This is a genomic window from Agrobacterium sp. DSM 25558 (assembly GCF_900100825.1).
Taxonomy (GTDB): domain Bacteria; phylum Pseudomonadota; class Alphaproteobacteria; order Rhizobiales; family Rhizobiaceae; genus Agrobacterium.
The window spans coordinates 91622-110586 of sequence record NZ_FMUD01000019.1 but is presented as its reverse complement, the minus strand read 5'-3'; the positions used below and the strand labels follow the sequence as shown (position 1 = coordinate 110586).

Sequence of the window (18965 nt, the reverse complement as noted above, 5' to 3'; positions counted from 1 at the left end):
ATTATAGATGGTCTTATGCGGCCCGTATTCACGCGGCACGTCGCGCCACCGCAAACCATTGCGCAGGACGAAGATGATGCCGCTCAATACCAAGCGGTCATCGACACGCGGCACGCCATGTGACAGCGGGAAGAAAGGTTCGATCCGGCGCATCTGTGCATCCGACAAAAGCATCAGGTCACTCATGGCAGTGTCTCCTTTTGATCTTAGTGAATCAAAACAAGGGGCACATCGCAAGAGCTTTAATGGGTCCTGAGCCTAGTCACGTTTACGGAGGTCCGCGCCGGATTGGAGCGGGCTCTGGGTACCCAGACCGCGGCACTCTTTGCCGTTTATATCCCCGGCGCGACGAAAGCCTTCTCCGGAAACGCCTTCCCAACCACCTCCAGAAATGCGCGCACCTTGGCACCGACCAGACGGCGTGAACTCTGCAGCGCCCAGATTTCCACGGGCGGCCCAGCTTGTTTACCCCAATAGGTAAGCCTGCCGGCCTCGACGTCTTCGGCAACGAGGAGTTTGGGCAGCATGGCTGCACCCGCACCCGCCAGCACCGCATCGCGGACCATTAGCAGCGAAGACAGCCGGAGAACCGGGTCCGGTCGCAGGACGATGTCAGCTTCCGTTTCGGAGCTGATCCGCCAGACGGTCGCTGGTGGCGTCGCGGAGAGCAGGACTGCCTTTACCACCGATTCCTCGCCATCCAAAGCCGGAAGAGGTCGCACCATTCCGGGCGGTGCCACGATCAGGCGTTCATCGTTGAGAAAACGGCGGCCGACGAGGCGTTCGTCCGGAGATGGGTCGATGCGGATGATCAGATCGTAACCATCCTCGACCGGATCAACCTTGCGATCCTCCGCAACGATTTCGAGTTGGACCTCCGGGTAGGCCAGAGCAAACCGCGCGGCAATCCGGGGCAGAGCGACATGCGCGAAGACCATCGGCGCGCTCACCCTTAGCCTGCCTTTCGGCGTCGATGCGCCCAGCACGACAGCCTCACCGGCCTCCGCGATTTCACTCAGCAGCCCGTGTGTTCGCTCATGCAGCGCCCGTCCTTCATCCGTCAGTCGCAGGTTCTGGGATCCGCGCTCGATCAGCCTCACGCCGAGGCTCTCTTCCAGTTCGGACACCCGCCGTGACAGCGTTGCTTTCGAGCGGCCGGAGACGCGGGCGGCGCGGCCGAACCCGCCATTGGCTGCGACAAGATCAAAGTCGGACAGGGCCTGAAGATCCATTTGCGGTGTTCCGTATTTGAGACATTCAATCTCGATATTGTCATCTTCTCAGCGATTATGAAACGGATATCTTCTCCATCAGCAAATGCAACACCATAAACACAAGGAGATTTTGACATGAGCATTCTCGTAACAGGCAGCACAGGAACCATCGGGGCGCAGGTCCTGGCCCATCTTCAAACTGGTGACGTCGATGTCCGCGCTTTGACGCGCTCCCCCGAGACGGCGCAGCTTCCCGCTGGTGTGATGGCGGTCCGTGGTGACCTCGCCGATCCGGATTCAGTGCGCGCAGCACTTGTGGGTGTCAGTACGTTGTTCGTGCTCGCCCCTAATGTTGCCGATGAACTGACCCAGACCATGCTGACCCTGACAGTCGCCCGTGAGGCCGGTGTCAAAGGCATCGTCTATCTCTCGGTTTTTGGCGGCGAGGCCTATGCCGATGTGCCGCATTTTGCCGGCAAATACACGGTGGAGCGCATGATCGAGGCGCTCGACTTGCCAGCCACGGTTCTGCGTCCCGCCTACTTTATCCAGAATGACCTTCGTCAGAAGGACGGGCTTTTGAAGGCTGGAGTCTATGGCTCGCCGATCGGCACGAAAGGCGTCTCGATGGTCGATATCCGCGATATCGGCGAGGCCGCCGCCATCGAGCTTATTCGCCGTGATCAGGCTCCGACGCCGCTCGGCTGCGAGACCTATGCCCTAGTTGGTCCCGACAGCCTGACCGGCGAAGGGATCGCCACCATCTGGAGCGACGCTCTCGGCAAAGCAATCCGTTATGGTGGCGACGATCTCGTCGCCATGGAGCAGCGCACGAAGACCATGCTGCCCGCCTGGCATGCACTCGACCTGCGCCTGATGTTCGGCCGCTATCAGACAGAAGGTGCTGTGGCGAGTGCTGACGACATCGCCCGTCTGACCACGCTCCTCGGCCGCGCACCGCGTTCCTATGCCGCTTTTGCCAAGGATGCCGCCGCCCAGTGGGCGAAGGGCTGAGCCCACACCTTACAACCCCGACAAAGGAGCCCTACCATGATGACGATCCAGCCCCTTTTGGCCGAAGACGCGCCAGCGGTGGCCGCGATGCGACAGGTCGCCTCGGCCCATAAGGGTGAGACACTCGGGCCTGAGGCGCGGTCGATGTTCGACGCCATGTTTGCCGCAACACCTGCTGCGGCAAATGTCCGGGTCGAGGCCGCGACGGTCGGCGGCATTGCGGGCTTCTGGCTCCGGGTGCCAAACGCACCACCGGGTGCACGCATCCTCTATCTTCACGGCGGCGGCTATGTGCTCGGTTCGGCCCAGGCGTTTGGCAGTTTCGTAGGCCAGATCGCCACACGTCTTGGCAGCGATGTGTTCGTACCGGACTATCGGCTGGCACCTGAGCACCCGTTCCCAGCCGCAATCGACGATGCGGTCGCCGCCTATCGCGGCCTCGTCGCGGAGGGAGCGGAAAGGATCGTGGTGGTGGGCGATTCTGCGGGCGGCGGTCTGACGCTGGCGCTGTTGTCGATCCTTGCGACCGATAAAAACATCGGCAAAGGGCTGCCGGTCGGCGCGGCGGTGATGTCGCCCTGGACCGACCTGGCGCTCACCGGCGACAGCTTCGAGACAAGGGCAGAGGCGGACCCGATCTTCACGCATGGCGTGCTCAAGGCCTTTTCTGATCTCTATCTTCAGGGCCAGGATGCCACGAACCCGAAGGCCTCGCCGCTTTACGCTCAACTCAACGACCTGCCGCCCGTTCGCATCGATGTCGGAGACGACGAAGTACTCCTCTCCGATTCAATCCGCTATGCTGAACGGGCACGAGCGGCGGGCGTGGAGATCACGCTGTCGGTCTGGGAAGGCATGCCGCATGTCTTCCAATCTTCGATCAGTCAGTTTCGCGCGGCCGAACTGTCCGTGAACGCCATCGGTGATTTCCTGCGCCAGCGGCTCGATGCCGCGGCTGACGTTACCGTTCCTTCCAACTCACTCAAAGGAGCTTGATCATGACACGCGTATTGTTTGTAGGACAGAAGCCGGACACCGTCGATTTCTCCGATCCCTCCTTGCCTCCGGGGTTTGATGCCGAAAAAATCCAGGCGGGTATCGATATCGCGGAGACGACCATGACCGAACGTGGTTGGGACGGCGACATTTGCATGATCGCGCCCGACGACAATGGCATCGCGATATTGGCCGCGCAGCTGGCGAGTGTGGATTATGATTGCGTCGTGATCGGTGGCGGCCTGCGCCTCCCGCCCAAAGGGCTGGAGTTCTTCGAGAGGGCCGTCAACACAATCCACCAAGGCGCACCGAAGGCGGCAATCGCATTCAACACCCGTCCGCAGGATACGGCAGAGGCCGCAGCGCGGTGGATCGGTAATGCTTCCCCATCCATCACCACAACCTCGGAGGTTTGACATGAAATTCTGGTATTGGGCGCGACCGGTGCCACCGGACGACTGATCGTCAGCACGGCCATCGCAAAAGGATACGAGGTCGCAGCCCTCGTTCGCTCCAAGGCAAAAGCTGCGGACCTCGCCGGTGCCGAATTGATCGAAGGCGACGCCCGCGATCCCGCCGCGCTGACCCGCGCCATCGCCGGCTGCGACGCCGTCATCAGTTCGCTGGGCACAGCCATGAGCCCGTTCAGGGAGGTGACCCTGCTCTCGACGGCAACCCGCGCGCTGGTCGATGTCATGGAGCAGCAGAACAGCCGTCGTCTGGTCTGCATCACCGGCCTTGGTGCTGGCGATAGCCGCGGCCATGGCGGCTTCTTCTTCGACCGGCTGTTCCTGCCCCTGATGCTGCGCAAGGTCTATGAAGACAAGAATCGCCAGGAAGATGCGATCAGAGCCAGCACACTCGACTGGACCATCGTCCGGCCGACGGTGCTCAACGACAAGCCGGCGCGCGGCGGTATCAAGGCGCTGACCGACCTGTCAGGCGTCCATGGCGGCACCATCGCCCGAGCCGATGTCGCGGAGTTCGTCGTACAGCAACTCGCCACCGATACCTGGCTGCGCAAGGTGCCGCTGATCACGTGGTAGTCTCTGGAGCGAGGCATTAAAAGAAGTCTTGCAACTCCTCTTTACAAGGCTACGATCCGGGGTGCCGCGGGTTGCTTAGCAGGACTGAATACCGGAACGCCCAACCTCAGTCCTGCGCGGTAGGTCGTATCACGATACTGCCAACATCCACGTCATCAGGTTGGTCGATGGCAAAAGCGATGCCACGAGCAATCGCCTCAGGCGGGATGGCGATTTCCTTAATCCGTTCTGCGATTGCATCCCTGACGGCGTTGTCGGTGAACGAGTCTGTAAGGTTGGTCGCAATCATACCTGGGGACACCTCTGTAACGCGCAGATGGGGTCCTGCTTCCTGTCGCAGAGTTTCAGTTATCGTTCTGACGGCATTCTTGGTTGCGGCATAAACGCCCATCGTCGGCACGATCTTGATGCCAGCCGTTGAAACCACGTTGATGATATGCCCACTGCTCTGGCGAGCAAATACAGGGAGCGCTGCGGCGATACCGTACAACGTGCCGCGCAGATTCACGTCGATCATTGCGTCCCAGTCTTCGACTTGCAAGGCGTCAAAGCGCGAGAGCGGGCTAATTCCGGCGTTGTTGACGATGACATCCAATCGACCCCAGCGCTCCACCGCGAGCGCCACAAGTGCTTCGAGATCGTCACGAACCCGCACGTCGGTTGCTTTGTAGGACACTTTGCCGCCACTCGCGGCTATGTCCCGACCAACCTCCGCCAAGACATCTTCGCGCCGCGCGCCCAGCACAACAGCTGCGCCTGCTTTCGCGAGGTGTATTGCGGTTGCGCGGCCAATGCCGCTACTTGCGCCGGTAATCACCACTACTTTGCCTGCTATCGTCATGTCGTTCTCCTTCAATTTGACTATAGGAGATGTGCGCTGGACGTACTATGCTTGAAGAGCCATGGTTTTATCGCAATCGTCTTCATTTTTTGACCCGCTGTCAGACGTGCTCACGGTGCTGAATGCGCGGGCAACACGGCGAACCCGCTTTGAAGGGGCAGGGGACTGGGCACTGTCGTTTCCGGCGCTCGACCGTCTGAAGTTCGTCGCGGTGCTGCGTGGAGGCGGCTGGCTTCTGCTGCCCGGCAGCTCCCCGCAGCGCATCGAAACTGGGGACTGCTGTCTAATCGGTCGTACAGCTTACGCGATTGCGAGCGATCCCACATTGGACCCTATCGACGGCACGCCGCTTTATGCCGAAGGCAATGACGTTGTTCGCCTGCGAGGTGATGACACAGTCATTCTCGGTGGCGGCATTTCCTTTGCACCCGGTACCGCAGCCTTTTTCCTCGACATGATTCCAGCGCTCATACCTGTCTCAGGAGCGTCGCCGGAGGCCGCGGCGATTACGGCAGTTCTAAATCTGTTGGAAGGGGAGTCAGAGCAGTCTGATCTGGGGCACGAGATTGTCACAGCCAAGTTGGCTGAAGTTCTCATCATCCACGCAATCCGTACCTTCGCGTCGGCATCAGGCATGACCAGCGGCTGGCTTGGTGCACTGGCGGATGTCCGTATCGGGCGCGCCATCCAATGCTTCCATAACAATATTGCACGACCATGGACCGTTGCCGATCTGGCCGCTGAGGCCGGTATGTCACGAGCGGCATTCTCGTTGAGTTTCACCCGTCGTGTAGGACTGGCACCGTTCGCATATATGCGCAACTGGCGCATGACACGCGCCCGCGTCGCGCTGTCTGAAGGTCATTCACGGGTTTTCGACGTCGCTCAGAGTGTCGGCTACACATCGCAAAGCGCATTTGGTCATGCTTATCGTCAAACATTCGGAGAGTCTCCGAGGCGCTGAAAATCCCTTATGACTTTGCCAGTCGTTGGGCTTTCGGGTCTGAAAACCTGCTTGGCTGTTCGCCTTGCTCATCTCGTAGCATTGTCAACACACATTTACCTTATCCGGGTAAGGAACCCTGATTGCGATATTGATGGCAACATCGTCGCAGCCGTGTCGAAATAGGGATGGGAGCGCCAGATATCATAGTCGCCAACGACGAATATTCTATGCCGGGCGCGGGTGACGGCGACGTTCAGGAGATTGGGTTTGGAGGCAGCCCATTTGGTGGCACCTTGTCGTGTCGCATCGGTGCCAAGTACCATGAACACCGCGTTTTCTTCCTTCCCCTGAAAGGTGTGAAAGGTTCCGACGCTTTCTTTCATCCAAGCTTTGAGTTTGCGGGGACGTGGTATCCTCTGACCATCGGGGCTGATCCAGACGGCTTGCTCAATGGCCGTGATCAATGCGTATTTTATCTCTTTGAAGGGTGTGATGATGTAGATCATCGGCAGATTGCCATCCCGTCGCACGCTTTCGATCAAGACGTCCACGATGAAATTGACCTGTTCCGGCACGTTCTGTTTTCCGGCGACCAAGCCTTTGACGTCGATCCATGCGCTGCTACCAAAACGCGGTGCTATGTCATCTGAGGAGAAGCGGTCGGCAAGGCCAAATACCATTTTTCCATCATATGCAATGTCGTTTGCGAGACTGAACATCGGGTCTACACACCGCCTGTGAACGCGCAACGGACTGCCGATCCAGAGATCATCTTCACCATCGCGGGCCACAACGGTGCCAAATCTGTTGGATCGATCTGCCAATGTTTGCACGGAGACACGCGTTGGCGCGTAGTCTTCATTTGACGTGAAAGGCGAAAGCGCAGCAAGTGTACGAATGAATGTCGTAGGTAGTGTAAATACCGGCTCTATCTGCAGCGGATCACCGATGATCACCGCCCGCCGGGCTCTCAAGAGAGCTCCAGCCGCTGCTTGAGGTACGGCTTGTCCTGCTTCATCAATGAAAAGCCAGCCGAGATCACCCGGTGCCAGTCCCCGAAATTGGCGCGCGAATGACGCGAATGTTGTCGAGACGACAGGCACGATCATGAAAAAGCTCTGCCAAAGAACGGCTATCATCTTCAGGTCCATGGGCAAGTTGCCTGAAAGTAGCCTGTTTATTGCAACGATGTTTCCACCAAAGCCTCCCTTGCTGCGCCCGACCTCGGCAAGCCAGGCGGCCTGAAGCCTCAACGCGGATTCAAACAGCAAAGTCCGTTGCTGGGCTAGGTCGTCGGAGTGCCAGAGTCCAGCGATTTGGAAATGGTCTTTTTCAAGATCCGATAGTTCTGCTGGAATATCGGGATCACCCAGCGCTTGTCGCAACTGCGCCAGTTCATCTCTTTTGTTATTCCAAAGTTTTACACGTGCCGCATGCTGGATTTTGTGCTGTTGCAGCTGCTGAGACGCTTCGTCGGAGGTTGATCTTGCCTCCTTCAGCGAGCGTCGCAAACGGACAAGATGATCCGTTATGACGATCTGTTCTCTGGCATTTTTCGCTTTTGACGCCCTGTAGGACCGGCCTGTGTGGGTCGGTAAAAGAGCGTGCCACCATGCTGGCGCTGTGCGATCAAGCAGGCGTTCGTGTTCCTTCAGCTCTAGAAGCTGAGCCTCCAAATCATTCATCTCGGTGGTTAGGGTATTTTGGGTAAGCTCCGCCTTTTGTCGATCATCTTCCGCGTCACGGATGGTCCGTGCGATGTCGATACAAAAATCTTCGAGAGATATGTGTCCAATCTCTGCGAAAAGATCGGCAAGTTTGACATGTCGTTCCAGCGCAGCCTTTAGGGCGGCGTCGACTTTCTTGAAGTCGTTGGCGGCCTGCGCAAAGGATGGGCCCTGATAGCTTTTTATCCAGCCCCAGACGGTTTGGAAGGGTTTTTCGTCTGCCTTCAACTTTGCGTTTTTATTATCCTCGGCCTCAAAATTAAAACGGTCGGCAAATTGCCTCCTATTTCTCGCGTTACCCAGCACGCAGGAAATCAAACCCCAAGGCACATTCTTGTCTTCAAGCTGCGCAAACGAGCCTTTTGAGGTTTGCGCCGCGACCTTGTGTGCGACGGTTTGGAGATATTCGATTGTCGAACCCCGTGCAACGGATTCTCGCTTGGGCAAGTCACGTGAAATATTTTCCACTGCAGCGTTGTTGGAGGAGGCCACGACCATTTCGAAGCCGGTCAACGCGGGTATCAATGTCGAAACATGCGCGGGCTTGCCGCGCTGGAAGCTGATGCTCCTGCTTTTCCCTTGAAAAGCTTTGCCTGCACTTGGCAAAGTTGAGAGGATGCGGGCGCGCTTGACGATGTTGTCAGAGATTATATCTCTCAACAGGGTCGTCTTTCCCGTCCCAGGTGGGCCGTTGACCGAAAACAGGCCACCACTCTCGGCAATCTGGGCTGCGCGATTGATGGCAAACTGCTGCATCAGGCTCATGGCACGATGTGGCTCCGAAGACCAACGACCATGATTGAGATTGCGCGGATGAAGCATATCGAGAAGGGTGCGATGTCCGGCATCTGTATAGAGATCGACACGTTTCTCAGGGAAAGTGGCGTCAGATATTGCTTTAAAGCGTCTGGAATATTCCCTTCCTGAACGGTGGCGATCGCCCGCTCCAAATCTTCCAGATAGAAGCTGTTCAGAATACCAATGTCCTGCTCGGCTTCGCTGTCATCATCATCGTCGCCTCCCTCTTTAGGGCCGTCGGCATTCTCTGGCAATTGTTCGGGCAGCGCAAGTTGACGGTTTCTTTTGTCGCGCAAGCGAAGTTCGACCAGAGCAACAGGTCTGTCGCCCTTTGGTGTAAATTCGGCCCAATCTTGCAAAAGCGTGTTCAATGCCAGGATTTCATTTGGCGTCAGCGCGTGCTCAGCCTTTCCCTCTGGGTCGTCAAGCCGACGCTGCTCCTTGAAATTGAAGAGCAGTTCCGTCAAATGCTGCATGCTCTACGCAAAAGCCGATGTCGAGAGTGCTGCAAGATCACCCTTTTGTGCCTGCCCAAGCGCCCAAGGCAGGGTAGAAATGGCAAATGTCTCGAAGAGGGGATGCCCGGCGGCATTGAGGTCAAGACTTGCAAAGCAGGTGTCGCCTTCCATTTCCGACCGTTCCGTATCTTCATACGAACCAAGCTCTTCCGGCGGCAGGCAGAATTTTGCCGTTGTCTGCGTTGTCTCCGACTTGTCGAAGATGCCAAAAAATATCGTGAAGCCAGAGACCTCTTTCTCTTCAGGAATGACAAGCCTGCGCGCTTTGTCCGTATCGTCTTCGAGAGATTGTGCATGTAGCCAGAAACTCATCCGGTTTTCGCGGCTTTCAGCACGAGCGGACACGTCGAAGGGGATGAAAAATTCGATCCGGTGCCAGAATTCGAGAATAGCCTGAAGTCTTTCTCGCTCACTCTTTACGATCGTCATGCCTGTCCGTCTTTCGGATTTTTCAGGCCTTGGTTGTAGCATCAGTCAAACCGCTGCTCCAGCCGTTGTCATGCCGCAGATAAAAACTCTGCGATCACTTCCAGAAAGGCCGGGCCATAGCGGTCGAGTTTCGCTTCGCCGATGCCGGGGACCTTGGCCATTTCGGCGCGGGATGTGGGTCTGGCACCAGCGAGTTCGATCAGCGTTTTGTCATGGAAGATGACATATGGCGGAAGGTTCTGGGTGCGGGCGATTTCCATGCGCCGTTCCCGCAGGGCCTGGAATAGTGCTGCATCGCTCTCTGGAAGATTTGTCGCGACTTGGCCACGCGAATTGCGATCTCTGCTTGCTTTTCGCGGTGCCTGGGGCTTTCGCAGCAGCAAGGCCGGCTTTTCGCGCAGGAACTGTCGCCCGGTTTCGGAAATGGAAAGGCCGCCGTGACCTTCCAGATCGACCTCGATCAGGCGTGACGCGATCAATTGGCGCAGGATGGCGCGCCAGGTGCGGTTATCGTGTTCCTTGCCGATGCCATAGGTGGTGATCTGGTCGTGGCCGAAGCGGGTGATGCGTTCGTCTTCTGCACCCAGTAAAACGCTGATAATATAGGCCTGGCCGAAACGTTCGCCTGTTCTATAGATGCAGGACAGGATTTTTTGAGCGGCTATGGTGCCATCGAAGAGTTCCGGAGGCTCGGCGCAGGTATCGCAATTGCCACAGGGTTCGCAACCATCGCCGAAATAGGACAGAAGCGCCTGTCTTCGGCATCCTGCCGTTTCAGCCAGACCCAACAGCGCATCCAGCTTTTGCCGTTCCATATGTTTGCGCTGGTCCGGCGCATCGGAGGTTTCGATGAAGCGATTGCGCAGCGCGATGTCTTCGGAGCCGTACAGCATCAGCACATCGGACGGCAGTCCGTCACGACCCGCGCGACCCGTCTCCTGATAATAGGCCTCGATGCTGCTTGGCAGATCGATGTGGACGACGAAGCGCACATCCGGCTTATCGATGCCCATGCCAAACGCGATGGTGGCGACCATGATGATAGCTTCGCCGTGCTGGAAACGGGTCTGGTTTGCCTCACGGTCCTCTCGTGCCATACCGGCATGATAGGACAGGGCGTCATAACCTTCAGACCGCAGCCACTCTGCCGTTTCCTCGGTCTTTCTTTTGGAGAGACAATAGATGATGCCGCTTTCATCCTGATGATCTCTCAGAAAGCGTTTAACCTGAGCGCGCGGATTGTCCTTCTCCATAATGGCATAGCGAATGTTGGGACGGTCGAAACCAGCGATGAAGGCGTCACTGCCTTCAATGCGCATGTGCTCCAATATTTCCGCTCGCGTCGGCTCGTCCGCCGTCGCCGTCAGCGCCATGCGGGGCGTATCGGGAAACCGCTCGATCAACATGTCGAGTTGGCGGTACGGAGGCCGGAAGTCATGCCCCCATTGCGACAGGCAGTGAGCTTCATCTATGGCGATGATTGATAGCGGCACGCTCTGCAGAGAATCCAGAACGTCCGGTTTCAACAGGGTTTCCGGTGCGGCATAGAGAAGGCTGACTTTACCGGCGCGAATATCGGCCCATAATGCGCGTCGCTCATCCGGTAGCAAGTTGGAATTGAGCGCTTCTGCTCTCACGCCCGCCTGGCGAAGAGCCGCGACCTGATCGACCATCAGCGCGATCAGCGGCGAGACGACAAGCCCCATGCCGGGGCGGGAAAGGGCCGGGATCTGGTAGCAGAGCGATTTTCCACCACCTGTCGGCATCAGCACGAAGGCGTTATTGCCGGCAATCACGTGCTGAACGATGTCTGCCTGCTGCCCGCGAAATGTGTCGTAGCCGTAGATGGTCTTGAGAATATGGAATGGATCAGTATTCAAGGGGGTCTTCTTTGAGATTCGGTTGTCCGGCACCTCATTCCATATTCATGATAATCACAACCCCTTTAGAGCGGGAAACACAGGCAATCACTCCGCCGCGGTTTTGAGGCAGCCCTCTATGATCCCTCGGATTTCTGCACGGCAGGAGCCGCAGTTGGTTCCCGCGCTTAGGGTCTTGCCGATGGCTTCGACGGTATGGCATCCGTCCCGGATGGCTGCGGTAATCTGGTTGACGCCGACATTGAAGCAGGAGCAGACCGTTGCGCCGGGGTCCGATTTGCCAGCACCGGGGCGACCTGCAACGAGGGAAAAGCGGGTTCGCAAATCCTCGTGGCGGATGGAGAGCTGGGAGATTGCCCAGTTGCGGGCAACGGCGACAGGCTTGTCGGCGACGTAAAATGCGGCCAGCAATGTGTCGCCATCGAAGAAGGCGAGCCGTATCTGACTGGTGCTGCTATCGGCATAGCCGATGGGTTCTATGTGTGGATCGATGCCGAAGACGGCACGGCCCCAACTCATCCAGTCTTCCGGGGCATCCTCAAAGGCAAGCTCCAACCGATAACCGCCCTCGGCTTTCGCCAGCGCCCAATAGGGACAATCGAGATACTGCGGCTTTTCCTGTGTGACGGCAAAAGCAAAAGCTTTGGCCTGAAAGCGCTGCATCTTCACTGCGATGTTTTTCGATGCGGGCTGGCCTGAATAGGGGTCTGTCACCGGCGGTATCAGTGTATCGACACGCGCCTTGGCGGCGAATTGGTCGTTCCAGTGCATGGGTACGAAGAGGTTTCCGCGCGCCTGTCGCTCCGTCACCAGTGCGCGCACGATGATCTTGCCGAGCGGGCTTTCGATTTCCACGAGATCGGCGCTTTCGATGCCTGCATCCATGGCATCGCGCGGATGCAGTTCGACGAAGGGTTCAGCGAGGTGAGATGACAGGCGGGCACTTCTGCCAGTGCGTGTCATGGTGTGCCACTGGTCGCGAATGCGGCCGGTGTTGAGGGTTAGCTGATAATCAGCGTAGATGCGGGAGGTTTGCGGCAGGGTAGTGGTGACGAAGCGGGCCTTGCCATCGGCGTGGAAGAAGTTGCCATCCGCGAAGAAGCGGGTGGTTTCTTTCCCGCCTGATCTAGGCTGCGGCCAGTTAAACGGCGACATGCCGTCATAGTCTGGTTTCGTGAGATCAGAATATGCTCCGATATCGAAATCACGCGATCCGTTGTTTTCGAATGCGGACAGGTTGGCGTGTTCGGTGAAGATATCGGCTGGGCCGGTGTAATCAAACGCCTCGGCAAACCCCATCCGTCGACCGACCTGCGCAAATTGCCACCAGTCTGCCGTGGCGTCTCCAGGTGCGGGCAGATAGCCGCGCTGGCGGGAAATGCGACGCTCCGAATTGGTGACGGTCCCGTCCTTTTCGCCCCAACCCAGCGAGGGCAGGAGGACATGGGCGTATTTGGCCGTGTCGGTGGTTGCGAACATGTCGGAGACGACGACGAAGGGGCAGGCTTTCAATGCGGCCTCAACGGCGCTGGCGTCGGGCATCGAAACGACCGGATTCGTTGCCATGATCCACAGGGCTTTGATGCGACCATCGCCTACCGCCTGAAACAGATCGACGGCTTTGAGGCCCGGTTTGTCGGCAATGCTGGGTGAGTTCCAGAAGCGCTGGACGCGGTCTCGATCATCGAGATTCTCGATTGTCATATGCGCGGCGAGCACATTGGCGAGGCCACCGACCTCGCGGCCACCCATGGCGTTGGGCTGGCCGGTGAGTGAAAACGGTCCCATGCCCGGCCTGCCGATACGCCCTGTTGCCAGATGACAGTTGATGATGGCGTTGACCTTGTCCGTGCCACTGGCCGACTGGTTGACGCCCTGGCTGTAGCAGGTGACGGTCTTTTCCGTGCACTCATAGAGTTCGTAGAATTGGATGAGTTCGGCAATGGTCAGTCCAGTCGCTTCTGCGATCTCGGGGAGGCTGTACTCCCCAGCGGATTGGACGGCGGCACCAAAGTCGTTCGTGTAGCTTTCGACATAGGTTTGGTCGATAGCAGGGCCGTTGGCGAGATGTGCCAGAAGGCCGGTAAACAGCGCGACATCGCCATCGGGACGGATGGCCAGGTGCATGTCTGCGATGTCGCAGGTCATGGTGCGGCGCGGGTCGATGACGACGATGCGCATATCCGGGCGCTCCGCTTTGGCGGCGGCGAGACGCTGGTATATGACCGGATGGCACCATGCCAGATTGGAACCGGTGAGGATGACGAGGTCGGCTTCGAAAATATCCTCATAGAGGCCCGGCACCGTATCCGAACCAAAGGCGCGGCGGTGGCCGGCGACCGAAGACGACATGCATAGGCGCGAATTGGTGTCGATATTGGCCGAACCGATGAAGCCCTTCATCAGCTTGTTGGCGACGTAATAATCTTCGGTCAGCAATTGGCCGGAGACGTAGAAGGCAACGGAGTCTGGTCCGTGTTCGGCAATGGCTTGTGAAAATTTTGAGGCTACGAGGTCAAGCGCATTGTCCCAATCTACCCTGAGACCATCCACCTGCGGATAGAGCAGACGCCCTTCAAGATCAATGGTTTCGGCCAGCGCCGAGCCCTTGGAACAGAGACGGCCCAGATTGGCGGGGTGATCCGGATCGCCTTTGATGGAAACCGCGCCATCTTCTTCGATCCTGGCGATCACGCCGCAGCCGACACCGCAATAGGGGCAGGTGGTTTTGGTTTCAGTGGGCATAACGTCGCCCTTTCATGCTGCGGCTTTCACCTCCCTCTGTCCTGCCGGACATCTCCCCCTCAAGGGGGGAGATCGGTGTGCGACAACAGCTGCACCCTTTTTCGACGTTGCGATCGGGGGAGTGAGCTTGCGTCTTGCCAATCTCCCCCCTTGAGGGGGAGATGTCCGGCAGCACAGAGGGGGGTGGCGTCATATGCATCCGAATATCACTCCGCCGCGATCAGTAGGCTTTCGATTGAAATCGACAGCTTGCCGTCCACGTTGCGAACGGGAATGGTGCGCACCGCACCTTCATCCGCTCCCAGCGCGTTGCCGGTTTCCAGCGAAATCACCCAGTTGTGCAGCGGGCAAGTCACCGATGCGCCGTGGACGATGCCTTGGCTTAAGGGACCGCCCTTGTGCGGGCAATGGTCTTCGATGGCATAGACATCATTGTCTGCCGTGCGGAACACCGCGATCTTGCCGCCGGGCGTTTTCACGCAGCGCGCGCCGCGCACAGGAATGTCGGAGATGTCGCCGATATCGACCCAATTCATTGCGTTCATCCTGTCCTTGTCGATGATGTCTCCGGGTGGGCGGAAACTCCTCTTTCCGCCCACCCGACTGCCCACGCGTCCAGCCTGCCTTAAAGACAGGCGGTCACTCTGCGGCTTGGTTGAAGCCGATGGTCGCCATCGGTCTGAACTCGTGCTTGTGTTCGCCAGACACGCGCTCTGACCAGGGATCGACCTGCGCGAATTTCTGGCTGAAGACGAAGCGCTCGAAGTAAGCCTCGCGCTTTTCGGCATCACCCATGATCTGGCGGCGGACTTCGTCGTAGCCGATGCGCTTGGCCCATTTGTAGATGCGCTCGAGGTAACGGCCCTGTTCGCGGTACATCTGCGTCAGCGCCACGATATGCTCCAGCGCCTCATCCTCGGTTTTGACGAGGCCCAGAACTTCCGTGCCCTTGATGTCGAGACCGGCTGCACCCGCGAAGTGGATTTCATAGCCACTGTCCACGCAGATCACGCCGATATCCTTGCAGGTGGCTTCGGCGCAGTTGCGCGGACAGCCTGAGACGGCCAGCTTCAGCTTGGCCGGTGTCCAGGAACCCCACATGAATTTCTCGACGCGGATGCCGAAGCCGGTCGAATCCTGCGTGCCGAAGCGGCACCAGTCCGAACCAACGCAGGTTTTGACGGTGCGAAGACCCTTGGCGTAGGCCTGACCGGAGATGAACCCGGCTTTGCCGAGATCGGCCCAGACGGCGGGCAGGTCTTCCTTTTCGATGCCGAGAAGGTCGATACGCTGGCCACCGGTGACCTTCACCATGGGTATCTCGAACTTGTCGACAACGTCGGCGATGGCACGCAACTCGTTGGCGTTGGTCACGCCGCCCCACATGCGCGGCACGACGGAATAGGTGCCGTCCTTCTGGATATTGGCGTGAACACGCTCATTGATGTAGCGCGACTGGTAATCGTCGGCATATTCATCCGGCCAGTCGGAAACGAGGTAGTAGTTCAGCGCCGGGCGGCATTTGGCGCAGCCGCAGGAGGTTTTCCACTCCAGTTCCTGCATGACGGCAGGAATGGTCTTTAGACCCTTGGCCTTGATCAGGCGGCGCACATCGTCGTGTCCAAGCTCCGTGCAGTTGCACATGGGCTGCACGGCTGCCGGGTTGTAGCTGTCGCCAAGCGTCAGTGTCATCAGTTGTTCGACAAGGCCGGTGCAGGAACCGCAGGATGCCGAGGCCTTGGTATGGGCGCGCACATCATCCAGTGATGTCAGGCCCTTCGACGTGATGGTCGAGGTGATCTTGCTCTTGCAAACGCCGTTACAGCCACAGATTTCCGCATCATCCGGCAAGGCTGCAACGGCCGCCATAGGGTCCAGTGGGGACCCTCCCTGATAGGACTGGCCGAAAATGAGAGTGTCGCGCATGGCGGAGATATCGACGCCCTTTTTCTTCAGGTCGTTGAACCAGGCTCCGTCAGAGGTTTCACCGTAAAGGACGGTGCCGATAATGCGGTTGTCTTTGAGAATCACGCGCTTGTAGACGCCTGCGGTAGCGTCGCGCAGCACGATTTCCTCGCGGTCATCGCGATCGGCAAAGTCGCCGATCGAGAAGAGATTGATGCCGGTGACCTTGAGCTTCGTCGGCGTATCGGCATGCACGAAAGCCGGTGTCGTATCGCCTGCCAGATGCGAGGCGGCAACACGTGCCATTTCATAAAGCGGCGCGACAAGGCCATAGACCATGCCATCCACCTCGGCGCATTCACCGACCGACAGAATATCGCCGTCCGATGTCTGCATGCCCGCATCCACGACGATGCCGCGGTTGACGGCAAGACCTGCGTCCTTCGCCAGACCCGCATTGGGCCTGATGCCCACCGCCATCACCACCAGCGTGGCCGGAATGATGGTGCCATTGTCGAGCTCGATGCCCTCCACCTTGTCGGTGCCGACGATCTGCTTGGTGTTGGCCTTGGTAATGACCTTGATGCCGCGATCTTCCATCGCTTTTTGCAGCAGGTAACCCGCTGCCGGGTCGAGCTGCCGCTCCATCAGTGTGGGCATTACATGTAGCACCGTCACGTCCATGCCGCGCATGGATAGACCGGCTGCGGCCTCCAGCCCCAGCAACCCGCCGCCGATAACAACGGCCTTGGCACGGGATTGCGCTGCCAGCAGCATCGCATCCACATCATCCAGATCGCGATAGGTGATGACGCCGGGCAGATCCTTGCCGGGAACGGGGATGATGAAGGGGACGGAGCCTGTGGCGATGACCAGTTTGTCGTAACTTTCCGTCACGCCATGGTCGGATGTGACCGTCTTCGCCGCGCGGTCGATATTGATGATGCGGTGGCCCTTGTAGAGCGTGATGCCGTGCTGGATGTACCAGCCATCGCCATGGATGATGATGTCCTCGTAGGACTTCTCACCCGATAGCACTGGCGAAAGCATGATGCGGTCGTAATTGACGCGAGGCTCGGCGTTGAAAATCGTGACCTGATGTTGGCCCGGTGCTTTCTCGAAGAGTTCTTCCAGCATGCGCCCGGGGGCCATGCCGTTTCCGATGATGACAAGTTTTTCTGTCATGGACATTACTCCGCAGCTTCGACGAAGCGATGACGTTCATAGAGGAACTTCAACACGGCTTCGCGGCATTTGAGGTAGGTTCGGTCGGATGCAAGCTCGATGCGGTGGCGCGGCCTTGGCAGCGGCACATCGAGAATTTCGCCAATATGGGCGGCGGGACCGTTGGTCATCATGACGATGCGGTCGGAGAGCAGCACGGCCTCATCCACGTCATGGGTGATCATGACCATGGTGTTGCCAAGACGTGAATGGATTTCCATCACCGCATCCTGCAAATGGGCGCGGGTCAGCGCATCCAATGCGCCGAAGGGCTCATCCAGCAGCAGGATTTTCGGCTCCATCGCCAGCGCACGGGCAATGCCGACGCGCTGCTTCATGCCGCCGGAAATTTCCGATGGCTTCTTGTCCTTGGCATGGGCCATCTGCACGAGATCGAGATTGCGCATCACCCAATCGTGGCGCTCAGCCTTGGTCTTGGAATAGCGGAAGACCTTTTCCACGCCGAGATTGACGTTCTCGTAAACGCTCAGCCACGGCAGCAGGCTGTGATTCTGGAATACCACGGCGCGTTCCGGGCCGGGTTCGTTCACCTCCCGGTTTTCCAGGAGAACGACGCCGGAGGAAACCTTGGTGAGGCCCGCGATGAGGTTCAACATGGTGGACTTGCCGCAGCCGGAATGGCCGATGACCGAGACGAATTCACCCTTGCCGATGGTGAGGTTGATGCCCTTCAGCACCTCGGCGCGGCTGCCGCCCTTGTCGAAATATTTGTCGATGTTATCGAGCTTGAGATAGGCGTTCATTTTTGTCCTCCTCAATTGGCCGCTGCGCCGCGGGTGATGACATTGCCGAGGGCTGCCACCAGCTTGTCGAGCACGAAGCCGACGACGCCGATGTAAGCGAGTGCGACGATGATGTCGGGCAGGCGCGAGGAATTCCACGCATCCCAGATGAAGAAGCCGATGCCGACGCCACCGGTCAGCATTTCAGCGGCGACGATCGCCAACCATGACAGGCCGACACCGATGCGAAGGCCGGTGAAGATGTAGGGCGCAGCCGATGGCAGCATGATCTTGTAGAACAACTCCAGCTGGTTCAGCCGCAGCACCTGCGCTACGTTGCGGTAATCCTGCGGAATGTTGCGCACGCCAACGGCAGTGTTGATGATGACGGGCCAAATGGAGGTGATGAAGATCACGAAAATGGCGGATGGATTGCTGTCCTGAAAGGCAGCCAACGACAGCGGCAGCCATGCCAGCGGCGGTACGGTGCGCAGCACCTGAAAGATCGGGTCGAGACCGCGCATCGCCCAGATGGACTGACCGACGATGGCACCGAGGACGACGCCAGCCACGGCAGCAAGGCCAAAGCCGTAAGCCACGCGCTCCAACGAAATCAGAACCCGCCAGCCGAGCCCGATATCCTGCGAGCCATAGACGAAGAACGGATAGGCGATCAGGTCATAGCTTTCCTGAAACACCTGGCTTGGCGGTGGCAGTGTCGCGCCGGGGGAGGAACAGAGCATCTGCCAGATGCCAAGCATCAACACCAGCACGACCAGCGGCGGAACGACGTTGCGGGTTATGGCGGCGGCAATCTTTTTGGCATTCAACGCCGGTGCCTTGCGGCGGTCGATGGCAATCACGGTGCCGCTTTTCGGGATGGCGGTGGCCGTTGCCATGCTGTCTGTTTTGCGGGCGGTTGCGGTCATGATCTTATCC

General features: G+C 58.5%; 17 protein-coding genes. 5 read left to right on the top strand and 12 right to left on the bottom strand.

Annotation, left to right across the window (positions count from 1 at the left end; translation table 11 throughout):
* Both DSM25558_RS16950 and DSM25558_RS16945 read right to left on the bottom strand, forming a co-directional pair.
* The coding region (locus tag DSM25558_RS16950) for a transposase (protein ID WP_143240115.1) at positions 1-186 on the bottom strand (186 nt) is incomplete at its 3' end.
* 146 nt (positions 187-332) lie between these two features.
* The gene (locus DSM25558_RS16945; RefSeq protein WP_077105861.1) at positions 333-1232 is read right to left on the bottom strand and encodes a LysR family transcriptional regulator; all 900 of its coding nucleotides are present in this window, start codon (positions 1230-1232) and stop codon (positions 333-335) included.
* Positions 1233-1349: 117 nt separating this feature from the next.
* On the opposite strand from DSM25558_RS16945, the gene DSM25558_RS16940 reads away from it, so the two are divergent.
* Genes DSM25558_RS16940 through DSM25558_RS16925 form a run of 4 tightly spaced genes read left to right on the top strand, consistent with a single transcriptional unit; the run spans position 1350 to position 4270 of the window.
* Positions 1350-2228 carry an NmrA/HSCARG family protein gene (locus DSM25558_RS16940; protein WP_077105860.1) on the top strand — a complete coding sequence of 293 codons (879 nt, stop codon included), beginning with the start codon at positions 1350-1352 and terminating at the stop codon, positions 2226-2228.
* 39 nt (positions 2229-2267) lie between these two features.
* A complete protein-coding gene (locus DSM25558_RS16935) occupies positions 2268-3224 on the top strand; it encodes an alpha/beta hydrolase (RefSeq protein WP_244554234.1) in 957 nt (318 codons plus the stop codon).
* A gap of 2 nt (positions 3225-3226) precedes the next feature.
* Positions 3227-3640: a hypothetical protein gene (locus DSM25558_RS16930; RefSeq protein WP_077105858.1), complete on the top strand. Its 414-nt coding sequence runs from the start codon at positions 3227-3229 to the stop codon at positions 3638-3640.
* Between the two features lie 15 nt (positions 3641-3655).
* On the top strand, positions 3656-4270 hold the full coding sequence (locus tag DSM25558_RS16925) for an NAD(P)-dependent oxidoreductase (protein ID WP_244554233.1): 615 nt from the start codon (positions 3656-3658) through the stop codon (positions 4268-4270).
* A gap of 106 nt (positions 4271-4376) precedes the next feature.
* Here the strand turns inward: DSM25558_RS16925 and DSM25558_RS16920 are convergent, their stop codons facing one another.
* Positions 4377-5111, bottom strand: a complete 735-nt coding sequence (locus DSM25558_RS16920; protein ID WP_077105856.1) for an SDR family oxidoreductase — start codon at positions 5109-5111, stop codon at positions 4377-4379.
* A gap of 61 nt (positions 5112-5172) precedes the next feature.
* Here DSM25558_RS16920 and DSM25558_RS16915 point away from each other — a divergent pair, with 61 nt between their 5' ends.
* Positions 5173-6075 carry an AraC family transcriptional regulator gene (locus tag DSM25558_RS16915; RefSeq protein WP_077105855.1) on the top strand — a complete coding sequence of 301 codons (903 nt, stop codon included), beginning with the start codon at positions 5173-5175 and terminating at the stop codon, positions 6073-6075.
* Between the two features lie 95 nt (positions 6076-6170).
* On the opposite strand, the gene DSM25558_RS16910 is transcribed toward DSM25558_RS16915, so the two are convergent.
* From DSM25558_RS16910 to ntrB, 9 genes are all read right to left on the bottom strand, one after another.
* Positions 6171-8549, bottom strand: a complete 2379-nt coding sequence (locus DSM25558_RS16910; RefSeq protein WP_371480107.1) for a DEAD/DEAH box helicase — start codon at positions 8547-8549, stop codon at positions 6171-6173.
* Positions 8546-9049 (bottom strand): hypothetical protein, encoded by a 504-nt coding sequence (locus tag DSM25558_RS29835; RefSeq protein ID WP_371480105.1) that lies wholly within the window; start codon positions 9047-9049, stop codon positions 8546-8548. The genes DSM25558_RS16910 and DSM25558_RS29835 overlap by 4 nt, the downstream gene beginning before the upstream one ends.
* Before the next feature lie 12 nt (positions 9050-9061).
* The gene (locus DSM25558_RS29830) at positions 9062-9529 is read right to left on the bottom strand and encodes a hypothetical protein (protein WP_371480103.1); all 468 of its coding nucleotides are present in this window, start codon (positions 9527-9529) and stop codon (positions 9062-9064) included.
* A 68-nt stretch (positions 9530-9597) separates the two neighbouring features.
* Positions 9598-11409 carry a DNA helicase RecQ gene (gene recQ / locus DSM25558_RS16905; protein WP_077105878.1) on the bottom strand — a complete coding sequence of 604 codons (1812 nt, stop codon included), beginning with the start codon at positions 11407-11409 and terminating at the stop codon, positions 9598-9600.
* An 87-nt stretch (positions 11410-11496) separates the two neighbouring features.
* Complete coding sequence (locus DSM25558_RS16900; protein WP_077105854.1) at positions 11497-14154, bottom strand: nitrate reductase; 2658 nt, start codon at positions 14152-14154, stop codon at positions 11497-11499.
* A gap of 206 nt (positions 14155-14360) precedes the next feature.
* Positions 14361-14690 (bottom strand): nitrite reductase small subunit NirD, encoded by a 330-nt coding sequence (gene nirD, locus DSM25558_RS16890; RefSeq protein WP_077105852.1) that lies wholly within the window; start codon positions 14688-14690, stop codon positions 14361-14363.
* A gap of 103 nt (positions 14691-14793) precedes the next feature.
* A complete protein-coding gene (gene nirB / locus DSM25558_RS16885; protein WP_077105877.1) occupies positions 14794-17244 on the bottom strand; it encodes a nitrite reductase large subunit NirB in 2451 nt (816 codons plus the stop codon).
* Between the two features lie 5 nt (positions 17245-17249).
* The gene (locus DSM25558_RS16880) at positions 17250-18047 is read right to left on the bottom strand and encodes an ABC transporter ATP-binding protein (protein WP_077105851.1); all 798 of its coding nucleotides are present in this window, start codon (positions 18045-18047) and stop codon (positions 17250-17252) included.
* Between the two features lie 11 nt (positions 18048-18058).
* Complete coding sequence (ntrB, locus tag DSM25558_RS16875) at positions 18059-18955, bottom strand: nitrate ABC transporter permease (protein WP_077105850.1); 897 nt, start codon at positions 18953-18955, stop codon at positions 18059-18061.
* Positions 18956-18965: the final 10 nt, after the last annotated feature.